This window comes from Terriglobus saanensis SP1PR4, from assembly GCF_000179915.2.
GTDB classification, from domain to species: Bacteria; Acidobacteriota; Terriglobia; order Terriglobales; family Acidobacteriaceae; genus Terriglobus; species Terriglobus saanensis.
The window spans coordinates 3,420,969-3,442,888 of sequence record NC_014963.1 but is presented as its reverse complement, the minus strand read 5'-3'; the positions used below and the strand labels follow the sequence as shown (position 1 = coordinate 3,442,888).

General features: G+C 55.2%; 16 protein-coding genes. 3 read left to right on the top strand and 13 right to left on the bottom strand.

Annotation, left to right across the window (positions count from 1 at the left end; translation table 11 throughout):
* Nucleotides 1-77: 77 nt before the first annotated feature.
* Nucleotides 78-881, bottom strand: coding sequence for a hypothetical protein (locus ACIPR4_RS13815; protein ID WP_049780931.1), 804 nt, complete (start codon nt 879-881; stop codon nt 78-80).
* Between the two features lie 376 nt (nt 882-1,257).
* Here ACIPR4_RS13815 and ACIPR4_RS13805 point away from each other — a divergent pair, with 376 nt between their 5' ends.
* Nucleotides 1,258-1,959, top strand: a complete 702-nt coding sequence (locus ACIPR4_RS13805) for a response regulator transcription factor (protein ID WP_013569281.1) — start codon at nt 1,258-1,260, stop codon at nt 1,957-1,959.
* Nucleotides 1,956-3,356: an ATP-binding protein gene (locus ACIPR4_RS13800; RefSeq protein ID WP_013569280.1), complete on the top strand. Its 1,401-nt coding sequence runs from the start codon at nt 1,956-1,958 to the stop codon at nt 3,354-3,356. Before ACIPR4_RS13805 ends, ACIPR4_RS13800 begins: the two co-directional genes overlap by 4 nt.
* Before the next feature lie 41 nt (nt 3,357-3,397).
* On the opposite strand, the gene ACIPR4_RS23165 is transcribed toward ACIPR4_RS13800, so the two are convergent.
* The 12 genes from ACIPR4_RS23165 to ACIPR4_RS23160 form a co-directional block, all read right to left on the bottom strand.
* Nucleotides 3,398-3,931 carry a c-type cytochrome gene (locus tag ACIPR4_RS23165; RefSeq protein WP_281047441.1) on the bottom strand — a complete coding sequence of 178 codons (534 nt, stop codon included), beginning with the start codon at nt 3,929-3,931 and terminating at the stop codon, nt 3,398-3,400.
* 115 nt (nt 3,932-4,046) lie between these two features.
* Complete coding sequence (locus ACIPR4_RS13790; protein ID WP_013569278.1) at nt 4,047-5,267, bottom strand: PQQ-dependent sugar dehydrogenase; 1,221 nt, start codon at nt 5,265-5,267, stop codon at nt 4,047-4,049.
* A 177-nt stretch (nt 5,268-5,444) separates the two neighbouring features.
* Nucleotides 5,445-6,230 carry a LytR/AlgR family response regulator transcription factor gene (locus tag ACIPR4_RS13785; RefSeq protein WP_013569277.1) on the bottom strand — a complete coding sequence of 262 codons (786 nt, stop codon included), beginning with the start codon at nt 6,228-6,230 and terminating at the stop codon, nt 5,445-5,447.
* Entirely contained in the window at nt 6,211-7,338 is a 1,128-nt protein-coding gene (locus tag ACIPR4_RS13780; protein ID WP_245536339.1) for a sensor histidine kinase, read from the bottom strand. Before ACIPR4_RS13780 ends, ACIPR4_RS13785 begins: the two co-directional genes overlap by 20 nt.
* 26 nt (nt 7,339-7,364) lie before the next feature.
* Nucleotides 7,365-8,531: a LamG domain-containing protein gene (locus ACIPR4_RS13775; RefSeq protein WP_013569275.1), complete on the bottom strand. Its 1,167-nt coding sequence runs from the start codon at nt 8,529-8,531 to the stop codon at nt 7,365-7,367.
* Between the two features lie 156 nt (nt 8,532-8,687).
* The gene (locus ACIPR4_RS13770; RefSeq protein ID WP_013569274.1) at nt 8,688-10,190 is read right to left on the bottom strand and encodes a sulfatase/phosphatase domain-containing protein; all 1,503 of its coding nucleotides are present in this window, start codon (nt 10,188-10,190) and stop codon (nt 8,688-8,690) included.
* A 35-nt stretch (nt 10,191-10,225) separates the two neighbouring features.
* A complete protein-coding gene (locus ACIPR4_RS13765; RefSeq protein WP_013569273.1) occupies nt 10,226-13,462 on the bottom strand; it encodes a TonB-dependent receptor in 3,237 nt (1,078 codons plus the stop codon).
* Nucleotides 13,463-13,766: 304 nt separating this feature from the next.
* Entirely contained in the window at nt 13,767-15,203 is a 1,437-nt protein-coding gene (locus ACIPR4_RS13760; protein ID WP_013569272.1) for an arabinose isomerase, read from the bottom strand.
* On the bottom strand, nt 15,193-15,573 hold the full coding sequence (locus ACIPR4_RS21745) for an L-rhamnose mutarotase (RefSeq protein WP_013569271.1): 381 nt from the start codon (nt 15,571-15,573) through the stop codon (nt 15,193-15,195). The genes ACIPR4_RS13760 and ACIPR4_RS21745 overlap by 11 nt, the downstream gene beginning before the upstream one ends.
* 12 nt (nt 15,574-15,585) lie before the next feature.
* Nucleotides 15,586-17,097 carry a GH39 family glycosyl hydrolase gene (locus ACIPR4_RS13750; RefSeq protein ID WP_013569270.1) on the bottom strand — a complete coding sequence of 504 codons (1,512 nt, stop codon included), beginning with the start codon at nt 17,095-17,097 and terminating at the stop codon, nt 15,586-15,588.
* A 33-nt stretch (nt 17,098-17,130) separates the two neighbouring features.
* Nucleotides 17,131-20,373, bottom strand: coding sequence for a TonB-dependent receptor (locus tag ACIPR4_RS13745; protein ID WP_245536338.1), 3,243 nt, complete (start codon nt 20,371-20,373; stop codon nt 17,131-17,133).
* Nucleotides 20,357-20,563, bottom strand: coding sequence for a hypothetical protein (locus ACIPR4_RS23160; protein WP_245536337.1), 207 nt, complete (start codon nt 20,561-20,563; stop codon nt 20,357-20,359). Before ACIPR4_RS23160 ends, ACIPR4_RS13745 begins: the two co-directional genes overlap by 17 nt.
* Before the next feature lie 159 nt (nt 20,564-20,722).
* On the opposite strand from ACIPR4_RS23160, the gene ACIPR4_RS13740 reads away from it, so the two are divergent.
* Nucleotides 20,723-21,916 (top strand): substrate-binding domain-containing protein, encoded by a 1,194-nt coding sequence (locus tag ACIPR4_RS13740; protein WP_013569268.1) that lies wholly within the window; start codon nt 20,723-20,725, stop codon nt 21,914-21,916.
* Nucleotides 21,917-21,920 lie beyond the last annotated feature (4 nt).

Sequence of the window (21,920 nt, the reverse complement as noted above, 5' to 3'; positions counted from 1 at the left end):
AATCACCCAAATCTTAGAAATTGATCCCGCACTCTGTGCCTCATGCGGTGACCATTGAAACCGTGAATTTAGCTCTATTACCGGACCATCTGCGTATGCTCAGTTGCAACTACTTCGAGGAGCGCCGTGCTTTGCCGCCAGATCTGCGGAGAAAAGCGAGTCGACGCAAGGGACAAAATCGAAGGATTCGAGGCCGTTCCCGTTACAAGAGCTTTCTGCCCTACAAAGCCGTAAAGCCCGCAAGCTGAGGCAGAGAAGAGACCCATTGGTTCCTCGGTAGAACTCGAATCGCATGGAGTGGGCGCATTCCCGACACTCGCAATCAGATGGGCGGCAACCCCGCCGTGACGCTGGTAGCCAACGACATCGCCCTCTGCAGAAAGCACTTCACGACGCGATGGCGTGACCTGATCGCCACCAATCTGCTCTCGTGTTCCGGTCGGATCCATATCGCTCGCTGCTGGAGCAGGCGCGTTCCAGCTTGTGATTGGGTCAGCCATCGCGCGAACCGACACCCGCAGTGGAATGCGTTCCCCGGCAACAAGCAGCGCATCAAACTGGATCGTGAGAACGGATTCTTCTTGGTTCGCATAGGGCGTCTTGTCCAGAACGAACGCCTTCGCCGCAACGACGTGCCCGACAACAGAAGCTCCTGGGCGAACCACTGCACCATTTTTCAGCAAGACCTCTTGCGTCGTCTTTGCCACGAACTTTTGTCCGTCGTGCACGCTGGCTGCGTTGATCCCGCTTGAGAACACGATGGGTAGCGTCGTCTTGGGTGCGAGCAGTTCCGCACGAGTAGAAACTGATGCCTGACCAAAAACAAGCGTTCCAGATATGCATCCAAGAGCAACGAGAAGCCAAGTGCGCACTGTGGTCATCGGAACCTCCAATAGTCTATTTGCGGATGAATCACCTGTGTCCCTTACACTCGTTGTCATTCGCATCGTCTTTAGCTCCTTTGCGCGGTGCTGCGGCGTTTCTACTCAAATATTTGGTGCGGCCGCACTATTGTGGCTATAAACACTGTGAGACTACGTTCTATTCCCATCGATCTAGCGCCGCTGGGCAGCCGTGAAGGTTTGCAAAACCGTCATCCACAAAAGCAGGCGCGCTGCAGTCATCGGTCTCTGCAATGGTCTATCTGCAGTGAACCACCTTCGTTCCTTACAAAACTCTGACAGTTCCCTTACATTTGTAAGGAAGCCCTTGTCCTTAGCGGTTGCGTGCTGAATCATCGTGAAGGAGCGGGCGCGAGTGACACATCTGCGGGCAAAGATTCTCATCATCGAAGACGACAGGAAAATGGCTGCGGCTCTCGTCGCCGGCATGGAACCCGCAGGCTATGAAGTAGCCACGGCGTCCAGTGCGGAAGAGGGCTTCTTCCTTGTGCACACGCTGCAGCCGAACCTCCTGCTTCTGGACCTTACGCTGCCGCACCGCAGCGGTCTGGATATTTTGAAACAGATTCGCAGAGAGGGCCTCGACCTCCGGGTCCTCGTTCTTACGTCGCACAACACGGTGGAGGACCGCGTGGAAGGACTCTCTTCCGGCGCGGATGATTATCTGGGAAAACCGTTTTCATTTCCTGAACTCATGGCGCGCATCCAGGCCCTGCTCCGTCGCACACTGCCGACTCCTGACACCTCCGCGATTCAGATCGGCGATCTGGAAATCGATGCGAAATCGAAGGTCGCTCATCGCGCCAGTGTACGTCTTGAACTTACGCCACGAGAGTTCGATCTCCTGCTGTACCTTGCGGAGAATCAGGGGCGCACAGTTTCGCGGGAGATGCTTGCGAAGGATGTGTGGCAGGAGTCTTCTCGCTTCACTCCCATCGACAATGTGATCGACGTTCAAGTGGCGCGCCTGCGCAAGAAGCTGGACGATCCCTATCCAACCAAACTGCTGCAGACGATTCGCGGTGTCGGATTCAGCCTTAGGGAGCCGCAGCCATGAGGCCCAGAAAACTCCGTACAAAGTTGACGCTCTGGTACGTTACGGTTCTCGCCGTTCTCCTCGCGCTCTACATAGGTCTCGTCTTCATCTTCCAATACGCCGTGCTCACGCGTCAGGTCTATCACGACGAAGTGCAGGATGTAGAGACAGTAGAGGGGCTGCTTTACTTCGATCAGCAAAACGTTCTCCACCTCAGGGAGGATTACCACTCTCATCCGCGCTCGCATCTGCTCATTGATCGGTTGATGGAAGTGCGCGATCTGTCAGGCAATATTTTGTACCGTAGCGATACTCTGCACGGCTCCAGCCTTGGCGGTTCGTCTATGCCGGAGGAAGGGAATGGCACCTTCAACCAGCGTGTCGTCAAAATGGCCGATGGGGAACATGTCTTCCTCATCAGCCATCTGCACGGCATGCAGGGTAGAACGGTTCTCATACGGCTGGGCTACAGCTTGAGCCTCTTTCGCGATCGCATGGAGCAGTTTTTTGCTCTGCTTCTCGTGGCACTTCCTGCCGGTCTCTTATTGGCGGGTTTCGCCGGATACGCCATCGCGAAGCGCGCGCTACAGCCCATGGAGGAGATGGCCGCGCGCGCAGAGCAGATTACCGCGAGCAATCTGCATGATCGTCTGGAAGTCGAAAACGAGCATGACGAACTGGGACACATGGCCCGCGTCTTCAATCATCTCCTGGAGCGCCTGGAACAGGCATTCGAGCAATTGAGACGCTTCACTGCCAACGCCGCCCATGAACTTCGCACGCCACTGGCTTCGCTTCGCGCCGTGGGCGAGGTGGCGCTACAGGAAGCATCGACTCCGGAAGAGTACCGCGAAGCGATCGGAAGCATTCTTGAAGAGACGAGACGCTTGAATCAGACGATCGAAGGGCTGCTCTTGCTCGCAAAAGCAGAGTCCGCCCAGCCCGGAAAAGCGCAGACCTCCTTTCCCATTCCAGAGCTGGTGCGCGAGGTATTGAACCTTCTTGGGGTTCTGATCGAAGAGCGAAATGTAACCGTCTCCGAAGTCTATGAGGACAACGGCAGTCTCATCGTCTATGCCGATCGGAGCCTCGTCCGAATCGCCCTGATCAACGTGATCCATAACGCCGTGAAGTTTTCTCCACAGGACTCTCCGCTTCAAATTACCTATGGCACAAACACTTCTCACGCCCAGGTGAGCATTCACGACAGCGGACCTGGGATTGCATCGAGCGACGAACAACTGGTATTTGAACGCTTTTTTACTGGCACTTCTTCTGCGGCTTCCGCAAATCGCGGCTCCGGTCTGGGGCTTTCCATCGCCAAGTTGGTGCTTGAAAGAGATGGTGGAAGCATCACCTTCGACACAGCAGTTCTTCATGGAGCTAAGTGCATCATCCGCTTACCGCTCGCGCCGTAGCTCTCTTGGACGGCTACTGCAAGCGAACCCAATGACGGACTCTACCTCGTGTCGGTCGATCGAACGAGTTTGTTGCTTGGCGCGAGTGTTGGATGCGGACGAATCATAGCCGTTCGTATCTCATCCGTCATGCGCCATCCTCCCACACCATTCCATGCTGGCTCGGTAGACGCACCTTGTTTTTCTATACGACGGCATGCGAAACAATCGCTCTCCGCGATGATGCGCTTCACGCGTTCGATCTCTGAGGAGTTCAGCACCGCTGTTCCAGCCGAGATCGAAGGAGGCGTTGTGGATGGAGTTGTCGCAGCCGGGCCAGGCTCGTCCGCTGCAAAATTTGTGACCAGGTAGAGAACGACGTTGTCCAGATCTTCTTTTGAGCCATCCGTGCCGCGGGCTGCCATGTTATCAACAGTTTTTCTCCACTCATCCGGGGTCTTCCTTAGACGGGTGGTCATATCCGCGCGGTGACAGGCAGTGCAGTTGTGTACAAATTCCGCCTTGCCTTTGCCCTCCGGCAGAGTCTGGCCAACGGCTTCCCCAGAGAGGCAAAGGAAGCACAGTGACGCAAACATCGCCCCAAACACTACTTTCAATTTTTGGTCCATATCGTCATCGCTCTTCCGGGGTTACAACGTTGATCTCGCCTACCGCCTAAGCTTTGCTTAGGCGGTAGAAGAAGACCTGGCCTTATTTCGGTGTCAGGCGGAAGAGACCACCTGGCTTTGCATCCTCGATCATCCACAGCGCGCCATCAGGAGCAACTTCCACGTCGCGGACTCTACGACCTATATCCCATCGCTCCGCAGTCTGCGCTCCTCCCTTGCCGTCGAAGGTGATGCGGATGAGCGCTTTCGATATCAGTCCGCTCGCAAGAGCCGAGCCATTCCACTTCGAGAACATTGCTCCTTTGTAGAACACGAGGTTGCCCGGTGCGATGACTGGCACCCAATAAATAACAGGCTTCGTCAAGTCGGGGCGTGTGTCCGGATTGGGAATGGGCACACCGTCATAGTTGTGTCCGTAAGAGACCAGCGGCCAGCCATAATTTTTGCCGGGTTCGATCAGGTTCAACTCATCGCCGCCCCGTGGTCCATGCTCAAGCTCCCACAACCGACCGTCCGGCGCAAAGGCCAGACCATAGGGAGTACGGATTCCCGTGCTCCAAGTCTCCGCTGGCGTCAGATTAGGGCCGGGAAAGGTGTACGTTCTTATGACCGGGGCGGTCTTCGCTTCTTCCGTATTTGCAGGAGGATCGATGACGGGCACAGTGGGCGTGCCTGTCTTGCCAGCCATCGGATTGCCCGGAGCCGGTTTGCCATCCAGCGTCAGTCGCAATATCTTACCGAGCGGCTGGTTAGGGTCCTGGGCTGGCGTCATCCGCTGACGATCGCCAGAGGAGAGAAAGAGATACTTGCCGTTTGGAGAAAAGGCAACCTCCGCGCCGAACTGGCCGCCATCCCCTCTCTCGCCGTCGCGCCAGATCACTTGGAGCCCCTCAAGGCTTGCCGCATCCTGGCCGATCTTCAACTGGGCACGCGCAAGCGCCAGGCTCGACCCTCCGTCGCCGGGTTCTGAATAGGTGAGGTAGATATTGTGGTCTTTGGCATAGTGTGGCGAAACGTAGACACCCAGCATTCCACCCTGACCTCGATAGAGAACGGCTGGCGCGCCCGTAACGGGCGTCTTTGCTCCTTGCTGGGTGACCAATTGCAAACCGCCGACCTTCTCGGTAATCAGCATCCGCCCGTCGGGTAGGAAAGCGATCTTCCAGGGCAAGCTCAACGTCGTTACCTGAACCATATTGAATGGCAGGCTAGGCTCAGACTTCTGTTCCCCTGCATTGACCTGTGCCAATGCTCCGCTCGCGGCCATGGCTAGGCAAAGCCCCGCGATCGCAAAATGCTTCATCTTTTTCTCCCTTTATCAATCGAGTGATCGGTGTCGAAAAATCTTGTCACGCCAACGCTTGTCTTCGAAATCTTTTGTTCCGTTACAGAGTAACCCGCTTAGTCGATTGTAGGATGAACGACACTATCGGAACGGCTTCCGAAAGGTCATTGTCGGCCATGAAGTTGCGATCTCTCCTTATAAAGATTGACCTAGCCGCTTCTCAAGCAGACCTCGATAGGTTCTGCTGACACGCGAGCGGTGACCATCTTTCAGAACAAGTTCGAACTCGCCGTGAGAAATAGGCTGGAGCTCGACAATGCTATCGATATTAACGATGGCCGACCGATGGACGCGGATAAAACGCATCGGATCGAACCGGTCGGTAAGCTCGTTGATTGAAGCGCGGTAGAGCAACTCTTTCCCGCCGACATGTAGATTGACATAGACGCCTGCGGCCTCGATCCAATCGATATCCACTACGCGAATGAAGCGAGTCGTCCCTGCAGTTCTTACGACCAACCGGTCGATTCGTCGGTCGACTGGCGGCGTCGCGGAGACCATGCGCAGAATGTTGCGTCCGAACTCCTGCACGCTACGCTCATCATGCCGAGTCTTGGCACGGGCCAACGCGGCTTCCAGTCGTTCGTCACTAAAGGGCTTCAGCAGGTAATCGAGTGCATTAGCTTCAAAAGCTCGAATCGCATGTTGATCGTAGGCCGTGACAAAGATAGTGAGTGGCATGGCTGCGGCGCCGATGGCTTCGATGACTTCCAGTCCACTGAGCTCCGGCATCTGCACATCGAGAAAGATAAGATCGGGGGCCTCGCGTTCGATAATTTCTACTGCTGCCTGTCCGTCGCTGGCTTCAAAAATAATCCCAACGCGCGAGTCTTTCTGCAACAGGTCGATCAGGCGCTGGCGTGCCGGCGCTTCATCATCCGCCACGAGAATACGCAGGGCTTCATCGCGCGGTGCGATCATCGGTTTCTCCTCCAGACCATCGCAAAGGCAAGGATATCTCGACTTCTGTGCCTCCTTCAGGCCGTCGCGATACTGCAAAATGGCTGCTTCCCTTGGGATAGAGACCCGCAATGCGTTCGCGCGTGACGGAGAGTCCGAGTCCTGTGGAGTTTTCGAGCGTCCAACCGGGTGGCAGCCCTACTCCATCGTCGGTGACGCGAATCTCGAGACGCTCCGCGTTCCGCCGTGCCGTGACGATGACCTCTCCACCCGAGGCACGGTGGGAGATACCGTGACGGATCGCATTCTCGACGAGGGGCTGCACCATGAGGCAGGGAACCAGCACGAACTTTACCTCCGGTGCGATGTGAGTTTCAAAACGTAGGCTGGCTCCAAAACGAATGGTTTGTATCGCAAGATAGTGATCCAGAAAAGCCATCTCTTCCGCGAGCGGGACCTCTTGTTTGTCGTGGGCCTCGAGGGAAAGCCGGAGCAGATCTCCGAGATGCTCGATCATGCTGCGCGCGAGCCTGGGGTCTCGTTCCACCTGCGAGGAGATGGTGTTCAGCGCGTTGAAGAGGAAATGCGGATCCAGTTGCATGCGCAGTGATTCAAGGCGGGCCTGAGAAAAGCTGCGCTCCATGCGCTCCAATCGCAGCTCGCTGGCCAGGTAGTGCTCATGGTAGCGAAAGGTCTGGCGTGCCCCGAAGATAAGCCAATAGACCAGCAGGCTCCAAAGAATGCCGCCGCGAAATGCCATGAAAAGGAGCTGTGTACCCGTCAGCGAATTCCACGCGCTCAGACCGAAGAGCGCTCGCACGGCTGCAAAGACGTAGACATAGAGAGTGGTTAAAGCGATGCTGGGCAGCAGCTGTGCAAGGACACGCTTGCCAGGATGAGCTTCCTCGAATGGAAGTCGTTCGTCCACCCAGAAGATAAGCGGAGTGACCAACCCCCAGGACCACCACTGCGCGAGCGAACCGAGGAGCGGGTGGATCCAGTTGGAAGCCGATAGATTGGGAAGCGCAAACAGCAGGCCGAGGATGCTCCAGAGCAGGAAGGCGACGAACCAACGGCCCCACCTGCTGCTTCCGCCAAACACTGAGCGCCGCTCTCTATCGATAACCAAATGCCTCCCGCTCTTCTTTCCCTCTGCTATTGCGCGGCCAGTGTAAGCCCTTTCACGTCGTCGAAGTGCATCTGAAGCCCCCACCCGTAAAAGTTATTCACGATGGCTACAGCCACTTCATTATCACCGGCCTTCAGGGGAAGCATCAACGAGCCGTTTTCCAGCGATAGACGTCCATCTGGCGTCTTGCGTGCCGCCGGTGGCTGATACAGGTTCTTGTCCGCAAAGACGAGTTGACCATTTACAAACACCACAATCTCGCGGAGCCATCCCAGCGTAACGTGCTTTTCCTGGGTGCTCTCGGAGTGAATGTTTGTCTTGAGCCAGACTACGGCGCGGTCCGCTCGGGCCAAAGGCAATCCATAGATGCGGCTTGCGTTCACCAGGCCTCCCCGTTCTGCGTCGAGCGAGGTCCATGCCGCCGAGACCTTCGGCAGATCGGCGAAAGTCGGCATTTGACCCGCCTCCAGCTTCGCGAAGGGCGAAAGCTTCCAGTGGCGCACGTAGCGATCGTCGGACATCGTTGCGTCGCTCTCTGGTTCACTGGGCAGGCCTTCCACTGCGTCCGGAGTAACGACGAGATTGGCGAAGATGCCGGGTCCTTCCAACATGAGGCCGCCCTCGCTGGCGTCCCCCTCCAATCGTCCAATCTTCAAGGTCGGTTCCGCCGCGCCGTTCACGTAGACGTGCATGCGTTTGCCGGAGACTACCAGCTTAATGTGATTCCACTCGTCCATGCGCAAGGGTGCAGGCCCTTGATACTGAGGGAAGACATCCCACAATAAAACACCGTGCGTCTCTGGAGCGTATTGCACGCAATCCGGGGCCTCCTGGCATTTGGGCCTGGGGCGCAGATAGAACATTTCGTAGTTGTCTTTGTCTGCGCGACGGAAGACGAAGCCTGCGCCCATGTCGCTGGTCGCCGCAACATCGTACTCGATCGTTCCGTTGCGAAAGGTAAGGTCTTTGAGCACCGCTGCACCGGTGGGAACATGCTGCGCGTAGTTGCCAGCCTTCAATTCAATCGACGGCTTGCCCTTGAATTCGACAAAGTCTACCTTCCCGGCTGTCGTCGTCCAGCGGTCATTGGTCATTGGAACTTTGATCTGTTCCGCTGCGTGAGCCGAGGCGCTCACTGTGAAAGAGGCGAAACAGATCAGGATCTGAGAGAGGGAGGCGATTGAGTTTCTCATGAGCCGGATGCTATCGAGCGGTCATGATCGTGTCGCGTGAAATGTTGCGAAACGGACCAGCGAGTTGTGAAGCGGTTGCAGAGCCAGGCCGAACTCCCATAGCGTCCAGTATCCCGCAGCAAAACCATCGGGGATTTGCTGCGGGATACTGGTCAGCTAACTCTGACTGGCTTCCTTACGTTCAGGAATCTCCGCACGCAAAGCGTTAAGTCGTTCTGTCAGATGACTCTGAAGAGCGGTGAACTGCGACGCGCCATAAAGATTATTGCGTTCACCCGGATCTTTCTTCAGATCGTAAAGTTCTCCTTCTGTGGGATCGAGGACGTATTGAATCAGTTTGTATTGTTCCGTGCGAATGCCGCGGTGCGGAGCTACTTTCTCCGGGTTCGGCCACTCGTAATACTCGTAGTACCACTCCTTGCGGAACTCCGGATCGTTCTTCTTTGTCAGCGGCAGAATGCTCTTGCCTTGCATGTGCGCTGGAATTGGCACACCCGCAAGATCCAAAAGAGTGGGTGCAATGTCTGTGTCCAACACCATCTCTTCACGCACCGTACCGGAAGGAATACGCTTCGGATAACGTACCTGGAACGGAACGCGGATCGAAGGCTCGTGCATCAGTCGCTTATCGAAGAGCCTCCACTCTCCCAGGAAGTATCCATGGTCGGAGCTATGCAGGATGGCCGTGTCGTCGAGAATCTTCTTTTTCTCCAGATGATCGAGAACGCGGCCGATATTCTCATCCACTGCGACTAGCCCTGCGTAATAATCCTTCGCGACGCCTTCGAGCGACCCGCAGGCCACGTGACTGGACGTGGTTCCAAGCTTGTTTTCCGCAGCAACAAAGCTCTTTGGCTTGCCGGGATATCCCTTGAGATCGTCATCAAAAGTCACGGGCTTGGCTATGGGTGTGCCGTTGTAGAGATCCGCATGACGGCGCGGACGGAAGAAGGGCTCGTGCGGTGCAACAAACCAGATCAGAACGCAGAACGGCTTGTCGCCACGATCTTCGTCGATCCAGGAAATGGCGCGGTCGGTCGTAAGGTCGTCTGGATAGACGGCCTCATACTGTTTCTGCGGACCCACTTTCCCTCTGCGGCCTTCCTTAAACAGAGGATTCGCATAGTCGTTGCTCGGATTGTTGTGTCCGAAGTAATAGTCCCAATTCCGCTCCTCCACGCCATTGCGCGTGTGTACCTTCCCCAGGATCGCAACCTCGTATCCCTCTTTCTGAAGGATCTCCGTGAAGAGCGGGATATCCGAAGCAAGTGGAATGCGGCCCTTCGTATTGTCGAGCGCCCCCGTCGAACGCGAATACATGCCCGTGAGTGCAGTCGCACGGGCAGGGGCGCAAAGCGCATTGGTGCAGAACGCGTTGGTAAAGCGAACACCTTCGCGTCCGATACGGTCATGGTTCGGTGTCTTGAGAATGGGATGTCCGGCGATGGAGAGTGCATCCGCCCGTTGGCCTTCTCCAAAAAAGAAGACGAGGTTAGGGCGCTTCTGCTTCGTCTGTGCGACTGCCGGCGGAGTTGTCGCTACGCTCGAAACCGCTGCTGTGCCTGCAATGGCAAGCGACGCCTGTAGAAAATCACGCCTGGTCGCTTTGCTTGGCGTCACAGCCTGAAAGTCTTCGTTGGATGATTTTACTTCTGACATGGAAATCCTTTCGTCTATCAAAACGTGCGTTGCGCCTAAAAAGAGAACTTCAACTTGAAGACAACATTCCGTGGATCAAGTGCGGACGTGATCTTGCCAAAGGTCGCTGCACCGACGGTGGTTCCCAGTCCATTAAACGCCGGGTGGTTGAAGAGATTGAAGAATTCTCCTTCAAACTTCGCTGTGACCGGGGTATCTCCAACTAGGCGGAAGGTCGCTTTTTTTGAGAGATTGAACTGCGTGCTATTCAATCCAGGCTGGCGGATGGTGTTCAACCCCAAATTCCCAAACGTGCCCAGTGCAGGCTGGCTAAAGTTAGTCGTTGAAAAATAGCCATTGATGTTCCCATGCTGATACGTTACCGGACCGGTCACATTTGGGCGCTGTCCCGTGTTGCCTACGCCTGCGCGATCTGCAGAGATCGCCAGGGTCACAGGCGTGCCACCCTGGAAGGTAGAGACCCCGCTGACTTCCCAGCCTCCAAGCGTATAGGCCGCAAGACTGCGGCGGCCACGGAAGAACGGCAGGTCGTAGACGTAGTTAATCGTGAAACTCTGCGGGCGATCATAAGCCGTCGGGCCTTTCTCATTCACAAACTGGTTCTGCCCTACCTGCGATCCGAGCGAACGCGAATAGGTATAGGCTGCTTCGAAGAGAAAGCCATTTTTGAAACGACGGCGCGCATCGACCTGCAATGAGTTGTAACTCGCGGAAGCGGAACGCACGTCATAGTTGATCGCGGCATAGCCCCTATAGGGCCGAACAGTATTGACGTTCACCGTCCCTGCTGCCACAGCAGCGTTGGGTTGCGCCTGGTTGATATTGGGCGTCTGGTCCAGATGACGCGCGCTGTTACCAACGTAGCTTACCGAAAGCACAGTGGACCCCGGAAGCTGTTTCTCCACCGTGAGGGAATACTGCGTGACTGTTGGATAAAGCTTGCGTGTATCAAAGGCAGCGAGCGTCGGTGGAAAGAGTGTCTGCGCACCCGAAGCGAACCCCGTCAGTGTTGTGTTGTAGATCGTCGCGGATTGTGCGAAAGGCGGATTGCCGCTCAGGTTCTCATGGTTATCGTTGTCCCAGTGATAGAAAAGCCCGTAGCCGCCACGAACCGATGTAGTGGAGGAACCGAACGGAGACCACGCAAAACCAACACGAGGACCGATGTTATTTCTCGCTCCAGTAAGCGAGCGGGGAAGGTCGAGTCCCTTGAGATTACCCGGCGTAATAATCCCATTAAGAGGATCGCCCGTACCAGCGACCAACGTTCCAGTCGAAGTCACTGTGGGCGCATTGGCGGCAGAGTATAAGCTGGGCACAAATCCCGAGATGCGGTCGTACTTGTCGTAGCCATTGGGCGCACCTTGGAAGATCGTGTCGCGAACCCCGAGATTGAAAGTGAGGTTACGCGTAATCTTCCAGTCGTCCTGCACATAGGCTTCATACATATTGGAGAAGAGATAGACATTGGGTACATTGCTCTGTTCCACGTAGCTGAAAGCATGACCGGTGAGGAAATCAGCCAGCGCATTTCCAGTAGCAGATCCCGTGAAGCTGAACGACCCTGCCTGTCCGCCATAAGGAAAGCGATCGAACTTCTGAATGCGAAGGATATTGAAACCTGCTTTGAACGAGTGACTATGCAGCTGCTTCGTTACGTCATCCCGCCAGGTGTAGACATTATTCGTGTTATTCGTCAGACCCTGTGCGCCAATGGAGGAGAATCCGCTGATCGTAATCGTGGGGATCAGATTGTAGATGTTCGCGCCATACAAGCTTGGGATAGTCAACCCCGCTGGACGCTGGCCGTTGGAATCGGGCGACTGCGTAATCTGATTGCGCGAATAACCGATCGTCGCCTGATTCAGCAGCGTTGGCGAGAAGATATGCGTCCACTGCAACACGCCGCTCTGCCCCGGCTTCGCAAAGAATCCACCGATGGTTGCAAAAGACTGGTTGGACGGCTTCAAGATTGCTTGTTGCTGGCTCCACGCATCATGCGCATAGCGTGCCGTGATCGTATCGCTGGGCGACAGCGTTGCATCGATGCGAATCAACTCCTCGCGCCATTTCGTCTGGCTCTTCGGACTGATGACATAGTTCGATGAACTCGTGCTGTTGGGCAGTGGGAAGTAGGCATTCAAAAGAAGTGTCGCGTTCGGATCGATGTTCGTGATCTGATTTCCAGCGTAAGGCAAGCCCGTATCGGGGTTGGTAATCGCCGCGGAACCGGCGAAGTTTCCGGCCCTCTGTGCGACGGTAGGAGTAGTCGCCGTGAAAGTGCTTTGCGGAGCCGAAGTGAAACTCGTAAGCTCCGGCCCGGAACGACGATCAAACGCCTGCGACCAGAAGAAGAAAAGATTTCGGGTAAATTTGCCCTTCGCTCCGGGCAAGAGGTGGCCGCCAAAGTCATATCCAAAGTTGTTGTCATGGAGTGGTGGCTTGGAAGTGTTGAAGTAGTTGCGCGCATTCAAAGCGTCATTCGAGAACACCTCGTACACATCGCCATGGTACTTCTCACCACCGGAGCGTGTCACAACGTTCACCTGGCTGTAGCCGAAGGAGCCGATATCTGCTGTGTAGTTGCTCTTATGAACCTGGATCTCCTGAATCGCCTCCATCGGAGGGAAAAGATTCAGACCCCGGTTGCCGCCCGTATCCATCGCAAGAATGCCGTCATAAGTGAAAGCGTTGGAATTGATGCGTCCACCGTTGACAGAGGTCAGCGGATTGCCCTCCTGCCCCACGCCCATGCGCTGGCCAGTCTGCGAACTGCTCACGCCTGTGCCGAGCGAAAGAAACTGGGTAAAGTTGCGACCGTTCGTTGCAAGCTCGCTCAGCTGTGTTCCTGTGATGATGGTATTGAGTGAGCCCTCCGACGTTTCAATCGCAGGAGCAGCGGTCGTAACCGTCGTCGTATCCGACGCTCCACCTACCGCAAGTTGAAGATTGATGGTGCGGGTCGTGTCCGACTGGAGGACAACTCCATCCTGTTCTATTCGCTGAAACCCGGGTGCCTGCACACGCACAACGTACTCCCCGGCACGGAGAGCAGGCAAAGAGTAAATTCCGCTTGAGTTTGTCTTAGTGGAGCGTTCAACACCTGTCGCGGTCTGGCGAACCGTTACCTCCGCTTCCGGCAGGACAGCGCCCGCACTGTCCGTGACCGTTCCACTAAGGGTTCCGCTTCCGGAGCTCTGTCCGTTTGCGGAAATTGAGAGAAAAGAAGAGAAAAACATCAACACAAAGGAAAGGGATCGCTTCGATAACATAAAGCCTCTCGGACGACATAAGTCGCAAAGGCGCAGAAAGATTTCCGCGCACAAAAAACAGGTAAGACACAAAAGCGTCGAACACTAATTTTTTATTCATTCAGGGGATGAGAAGAAGAACTAGACCGCCCATAGTTCTTGCCGGACCGCAGAGAGGGTCAACAGCAACAACAATACGTCAAATGGATGTGTGTGCTTCGCATACGAAAGAAAGAATAACACAAAGCAAGCGGTTGCATAAATTCCCTCTGCTTTACATGGAGTGAATCTCCCCCTGGCGTCGGCCTTCCTATGCGAAAGCATTTCAACAAATCTGAACCGCTTTCAGTCCAAGTAATTCAGCGATCTTTTTGATCGAGGATGCTACATGTCCGACACCGATGGCACAGTGGTGTGCGGGACCATTTGCGTTCCATGACTCTGCGAATGCTGTCGCCCCCACACTGAATTTGTAACTGCTATTCGTGTTGCCGATCTCCAAAATAGGCCCCGCTACGCTCTCTCCTTCGGCGACCAGTAACTTGAAGCCGTGCTCGCGATCTTCCACGACAGAGAGAAGAGTCACCGGGCCATGCTTTACGGACATCTCTACAGAAAGTCCGTTTCCCACCTTGCCGTGATACACCTCCAGAGGCCGAACCCTGATCTTGTCTTCCGCGATCCCGACGTGACCTGGCCCGTCATGTCCCATAAGGACGACATCCCGCTCGAAGTCCATCGCGTAATACTCCGTGAAAGACCCACCGGCACCGAGCAAATCCATGATCTTCATTGCAATGGCATTCTTGATTTCATATTCGCCCGCCACGGGTAAGCCACTTCCAGTCAGCATGGAGGTTCCGAGAATGATCGAACTCATCGTGTCTTCATTCTCAGCGATTCCACTGCCTTTATAGTAGTAAGCCATCAGATCCAGACGCTTCTCCTGGGCAAGTTGATCGAGCGCGACTGCTGTTTTTGCCGCCCTGTTCAGTTCGACCTCTGTGCAATCTTCGCCAACGGTGAAGAACTCCCGAAAGCTCCGGATCTTGCTCTGGATCGCTTCCTCGTCAACCTCTCGCCGCAGTGCGCTCAACTCATCCACTTCAATCATTTCAATATGAACATCGAATCGCCCGCTTACCTGGACCAGGTCGGTAGAGATATCCAACATCCCACCGTAGTAGTGGCCCATGAGACCGAGACGACTCTCAGCCAACCGGTGCACAACGTAGGCGGCCTGCAGCCACTCTTCAATCTGCTGCCAGCACGGATGTTCTGGTTCCAGCGTTCCCGTCACCTGCTGGAACGCAATCGACAACCTGCTAAGAACGTTCGCGATCTCAGGAACGGGACATGCGCTGCAGTAGGCCAGCCAGTCCCCGGTCATCTTCCTTCTGTCTTGCATTGCATTGAACCGCGCGTAATCAATGCTTCGCTCCGGCTGCAGATTCAAAAGAACCACAGGCACCTTGGCACGTTTGATCAGAGGCAGAACGGTAGATGATAAGGCGTATGTTGTGACATACACCAGCAGGATGTCGATCTCTTCCTTGCGGCAACGGTGTGCCGCTTCCTGTGCCTTCTCGGGGCTGTCGACGAGACCCAGATTCACGATTTGCCGGTTAGGAACAGCGATACGTTCCTCCACGGTCGTGAGATATCCACGAAGCCTCTGCTCCAAACCTTCGAACTGACTCCAATAAGCCTCCAGGCCCAAACCGACAAGACCCACACGCAGCGCGCTGTACTCAGCTTCCATTCGATGACATCCTTTCGTTCGTTCTCTCTTGGTCGGTTGTAGATGTCTTCTGACCGGACATATGGAACACCTCGTTCATCATGGCGAAACGTTCTCCCGAGCGTAGAGAGGGAACCTGCACAAACAGGTCTGCCATCTCCTGCTGCCATCGCCGGTCCACCTCGCTCTCATCAAGATACTGAAGAAAAGAATCGAAGCTCAACACTTCCATATACAGAAACAGGTCCTGGTTGCGTCGAAAGATGGAATACTCCACAACGCCCGCGGCCCGCAGCTCAGAGATAAGTTCCGGCCAGACTCTGCGGTGGGCTTCGTCATAGGCCTGTTCGCAACCTTCCTTGATGCATAGTTGGAACGCAACCCGTTGCATGTGCGGCTACCCTCACTTCCATGTAAGCACAGCAACTTCGAAGGGTTCCAATTTCAACGAACGGCGAGACTGAGCTTCCGCCGTTTCGATGCTGTCGGCTGCCGACGTTACAACACGAGAGACGCGATAACTTCCCACGTCAGATGGCAGAGTAACTTCCTGTCCGCGATTTCGCTTATTGATCAACAGTAGCTTGTGTCCCTCTTTTGTATCGAAGGCCTGGATGGTTAGAGAAGAATCTCCACCGGTCGTGTCAGGAATCTTGTCTCCCGGTCCGAAGTTGTCGTGAAGCAGCTTCAAGATCAACAAACGTGCATTGGGCTTTGAAGTCTTGTAATTCACCATGCTGACACTCGGAAACTGGGATTTGTAGCCCACCAATTGCGACTCACCAATCACATCGATCCCCATGCGAGCGCATTGCGTATAGAGGTCGGCATACATGGCTCCAGCCAGATTCCAATAGGCAGGTGGCTCGTCTTTTGCGACGTATTTTCCGGGCTGGGCATTCTCCTTCCCATCTTCGGCAAGAATCACTCCAATCTCATCCAGATCGGTCTTCACCGAGGGAGCATAGTGCTTCCGAATGGTCTCGATATAGCGGACTGTGTTCAGGAAGCCTTCCTCTTCCGCAAAAAAGGTGAACTGCCAGTGATCGAGCGTTTGGTCGTCGCCGGGCGAAGCGTAGAAGTGGTAGGAGATGAAATCGATCGGAATACCCTTGCGATGGTGCGCCGGGTTCAGAAAGTACGCAAACATCTCCGGACTCTTTCCCGGGATCGCCATGGCAAGCGCCACGAACTTCAAATTGGGATCGACCTTCCGCATGGCTTCCACCGTCGCGTCATAGAAACGCGTGTAGGTCTCCGGAGACCAATGGTGCTCGAAGTCGATCTCGTTTAATAACTCCCAATACGCCACCTTGTAGTGATGTCCTGATTCATGCCACTTCCCGTACTCATCCGTGAGCCCACCCTTCGTGTACCAACTCAGAAGTCGGACGAAATAGCCTGCCACCTCCTTCATCGAAGGATCGCGTAGCTCTGTTCCCTGTGTGTAGTCCCAGGAAACCTCGTTCGGATCCGTGGGGTAGGTGACCGGTTTCGCCGTCTTGTACATCCATGCAGGGATCGTGCTGAAGTTAAGGATGACGCTGTGCCCTTCGGTCGCCTTCATGAAGTCTTCAAGCGTGGGATCGATATGCGAAAAGTCCCACGAAGTATGACCATCCTTCGGCTCCTCAAGCTCTGCCACGGCCTGACGTGGATAGGGAAGCCAGGGAACGTAACGGACATAGTCCGCTCCGAGCGCATGCAGCGCCTCAAAAGATCCATCATGCATCGGCGCCCCCCGAAGAAGCATCGGGTTCACCACGACCTGAAGCGTAGGAGTCGATTTAGAAACCAGAGACTTCGATCGATCAATCTTGATCTCATACCTCTTCGCATCCTGTGCGCCAGAAGAGCATGCAATGCCAAAAACAAAGATGGCTGCAAGAGACAAATACTTACTTCTCAGAATCATAGTTTCCTCTCTTATGAAAGCCTGGTACTGGATCTAGAACTGGAACCTGCCGCCGACCTGGACGATGCGTGCGGCTCTCGTGGATGTAATTGAGCCGAACCCCGGACCGACTGAAGTATTCGCCGATCCAAACTGTGTGTGATTGAAGAGATTGAATGCTTCCAGCCGCAACTGGAAGTTAGCACGATCTTTCACAGGAAAAGCCTTGAACAAGCTGGCATCCCAATTTTGATAGCCAGGCTGCTCGACAGAGTTACGCCCCGCATTGCCCGGAGTCCCAAAGGCTGGTTGTACGAACGCTGCCACGTTGAACCACTGTGTGGGGGTGTTCCGACCAATCCTCGGGTCCGACACACGATTGGGACGCGATTGACTGAAGGAGCCGATATTCAGGTTGTCACCCGCTAGCGTGGGCGTGCTGTACTGGCCTGAACTAAAGCTTGTAATCCCGTTGAACTGCCAGCCTCCAATGAGATACTCCACGGGAAGAGGAGCCGTTCCAAAGAATGTTTTGCCACGGCCGAACGGAAGTTGATAGGCATAGCTTATGACCAGCCGATGCGGCACGTGGTAGTCGGAGACTCCACGGTCGTAACGAAAGAAGTCGGTCGAGAGAGCAGAGAAGTCATCCGTGATGCCGATGTCGATTGCCTTCGAGAACGTATAAGCAACCAGAAAAGAATTTCCATGGCTCAGCCGCTTCTCCAGTTTCGCGGTGAGTGCGTTGTAGTTCGACCGGCCGTAGTTGCCGGTCACCAGGATGAAGCCATACTGTGGGAAAGGAACGCGGTTCAGGAGGGGGATCTTCCCCGTCGTATCGACAGCGCCAATGTTCGCATTGCGCCGCTGCGCCAGCTTCTGCCCGCTACCTCCTGCGTACTCCAGTTCAAAAAGATAATCCGATGCAAAGGATTGTTGAATATCCAATCCCCATTGGTTGATGTAAGACGTGCGATTGTTCTGATCCAGAGTAAAGATATTTGCGTTTGCCGGCGGGAACGCAGTGGAGCTCGAAGCGAATGGATTGAAGATCGAGACAGGAGTGGTAGAACTCGGCGTATTGCTCCGGGAGGTATAGAAGGGGCTTCCCTGGTTCTTGAACTGTTCTTCGTTGAAGTTGTCGGTGGCGTAATAAGTTCCTACACCGCCGCGAATCACCGTATTGGTAAGAGAAGGTGGACGCCATGCAAAGCCTAGGCGAGGCGCAAAGTTATTCTTATCCGGCTTCACAATCGATCGCCGGATCGTAGAGCCCGCATAGTAGAACTGACCGTTTGTTGTATCGAAGAACTGACTCCGATCGCGGGACTCGATGGGAGATCCCGCATACTCGTATCGAAGCCCAAGGTTGAGCGTCAACGACGGGAGGACCTTCCAGTTGTTCTGCGAGAAGAAGCCGTAGTAAGCAGTATGCAGGGATTGGGTCGAGTCGCCACTGGCTGCCGTAATCGAATAGGGTTCGCCAAGAAGAAAGTCGCTGAGCCCGATGCTGCTCACACGATTCCCTGAAGCATTCCGCGTCGAATAGCCGTTGTTATAAACAAGATTGGGATTCGATCCGAAATCCGTGATCTGGGTGAAGCTCTCATGCAGGTATTGAAGCCCGTTGACCGAGGTTAGCCGTCCATGCGTCCAGGTAAGGTTGTCGGAGACCTGGTAATTCTTGTCATCCGCTCCGATCACTTCGGTGATGGAGCCTACCGGACCGAACCCCGAGATGCCGAAGTTGGGTACGCCATACGTGGCGGCATCCGCATTGTTCGCATACGGTAGCCCAAACAGATCGCCCGCGTAGTTTGGACCAAAGGCACTCTCTGCATTGCGGAAGGTCGCCGAGTCGTTGACACCGAATCGGAATTCGTTGAAGAGAGTCGGTGAGAAGACGTGTGCGTAAGTACCCGTCCAGAGATGGTCGTTCAAAGGCGCCGTATTGCCACCGAGTGGATTAATCGCCGGTGAGTACAGGATGTCATTGCTGTCGGACCAGGTCGCATAGATGCTGTCGCGATCACTGAACCTGTGATCCAGTCGAACGTTGTACTGATTGATGCTCTGCGTATTGCGCGGTGTACGGATTGTGTTAAAGCTCGGGAAGTTCACACCTCCGGCGCTTCCAAGGTTCGGAGCAGGAATAAACTGCAGTGCCTTCTGCGCAGTAGCATCGAGCTGCGCCGTCGGAATAATATTTCCTGCGAAAGGCTGGTTGGTCAGGGGATTGATCACATCAACGCACTTTGCGGAAGAAGAGTTCGCAGCGCAAAAGGCTGAGTTGGTCGGATAGAGCCCAGTCCCTGCGCTATCGTCCGCTAGATTGCCTTGCAGTTGCGCGACCGACGGATAGATGCTCGTCAGCGTCTGCCCCTGGGTCAGCCGAAAGGCTTCAAAGTTGAACATGAAAAATGTCTTGTCTCGCCCGTTATAAATCTTCGGCAGAAGAACAGGCCCGCTCAACGTAGCACCAAAGTTGTTCTGATTCAGCGCTGGCTGCTGCGCTCCCGCCTGCTTTGCAAAGTAGGTATTGGCAGCGTAGGCGCGGTTGCGATTCAGTTCAAACAGGACGAGATGGAACGGGTTTGCGCCGCCCAGCAACTCCGTGTTGACGATGGAAGCAGCATGTCCGAACTCAGCGCCGAAGGTCGTCCTCTGCACGCGGAACTCCTGGATGGCGTCCACCGAGGGACGAATGCCCGTATTGCCAAACCGGGCATTGCGCGTCTCGATTCCGTTCACCAGGAAGCTCGTGTCGCTCTCCCGAAGGCCAGCGAAGGACACCGTCGTGTCGGAGCGGCCAGTCCATGTTGTTGCAGGAGAATTGCCTGCGCCGATGGGTGCGGCCCCTGTGGTCAGCTGAGTCAGTTGAATGAAATTGCGGCCATTCAGCGGCAGCGTATCGATGCTGCTTTTATTGATCACCTGACCCACGGAGGCGCTCTCTGAGTTGAGAAGAGCGGCTTCACTGGCGGAGATCGTCACAGACTCGCTGCTTGCTCCCACCTGCATCCGCACGTCCAGGCTGACACGCTGTCCGATGACCACCGTGATGTTGTCCAACTCCGTTGTTCTGAAGCCGGGCTGCGTCGCAATCAGTTTATAGTTGCCCGGCTTGAGCGAGCTGAAGACCGCCAGGCCGTTCGCATCACCGGTCTGCTTGATCTGTTGACCGGTCTCGACCTGCGAAAGAACGAGCCCCACCTTCGGGATGGCAGCGTTCGATGGGTCAATGACTGCCGCGACGATATCTCCGGTAGTCGATTGTGCTCTACACCTCTGCGGCATAAAGAGCACCATCGCCATAATTATTAAAAATAGCGTCGATCTCAACCAGGCCCCGGCCCGGCGCCTCGCGTTGTCCCGCAAGGACCTGCATGTTGATGGTACGGATTTCATATTGCCTCCTGAGTGCAGGCCCGAGCAGCGATGACGGTGCAAGCCTGCGAACGACGGCCATACTAGGCATCTCACTCACGAGGCACCATTGGAAAAGGGCGTGGAACGACTATTTCGTTCTGCGAAATATCGATTGGCCGCACATTCCCGGAATTGGCCTTCTTTGCAGCATTTTGCCAGCTGGTCGAGATGCCGCAGGGTCGTGTAATATTTCGCACTGCGGAAGAAGGTCGGAGCCATGTCGTCTCAGAAGAAAGAAAGCCCCTCGATTCAGCCAGCACATGTTCATGCCGTTCGAGACAACACAGTGCAGTCCGTCGTCAGAGCGTGCGAGATCCTCAAATACGTGCAGGCCTCCACTGAGGAGGTAAGTCTCGACGAGGTTTGTAAACATACGAAGCTGACTCGCCCTACGGCCTACCGTCTGCTCTGCACTCTCGTAAGCTGCGGTGTCCTGGAAAGGGTCTCCAAGAACAATTACAGACCGTCAGGCAAGCAGGGCCTGAAGAGAAAGCTGCGCTTTGGGTATGCTTCGCAGAGTGAAGAGTTCTCCTTCTCCAGGTTGGTTTCCGACAGCATCCGCAGCAGCGCTTACCGTGCTGGGATCGACCTGCTTGTTCTGAACAATCAATACAATCCAAAGGCCGCCGTCCGGAATGCCGACGTCTTCGTTCGCGAGCACGTGGATCTCGTCATCGAATTCCAGACAGTTCACCAGAGCGCTTCGCTGGTCGCTTCCAAAATTCTCGAGGCGGGAATTCCGATGATCGCGATCGATATTCCACATCCCGGCGCTACCTACTACGGCGCGGATAACTACAAGGCAGGGATCATCGGAGGCCGGGCATTAGGCCATGCCTGTGTTCAACAGTGGGGTGGCGCAGTAGACGAAGTCATTTTGCTGGAGCTTCCCATCGCCGGTCCTCTGCCTCGGACGCGCATGATCGCGACGCTTGCGGGGATCCGCGAAATCCTGCCGAAGTTGCCGGATGAGAAGGCGATCTTCCTGGATGGCAAAGGAAGGTTCGAAGACAGTCTCCTGGCCGTGAGAAAACATCTCTACAAAAGCACGTCAAAGAAGATCCTGCTCGCCGCGCTGAATGACCCCAGCTGCCTTGGAGGTCTGCAGGCCTTTGAAGAATTTGGCCGCTCAGAGCATTGTCTGGCCGTAGGTCAAAACGCGAGTATCGAAGCGAGGCGCGAGATGAGACGACCGAACTCTCGTCTCATCGGATCGGTCGGATATTTTCCCGAACGCTATGGAGAGGCCGTGATCGCACTGGCTGTCGATCGAGTCCAGGGTCGGGAGATCCCCTCTGCCGCCTTCGTCAAGCACCGGCTGATTACAGCGGCCAATGTGGACGTGGCCTATCCCAACGACTCCCAGATCAGCTCCGCAGATACGGATTCGCTGCTCTTCAGCAAGCACTAGCAGC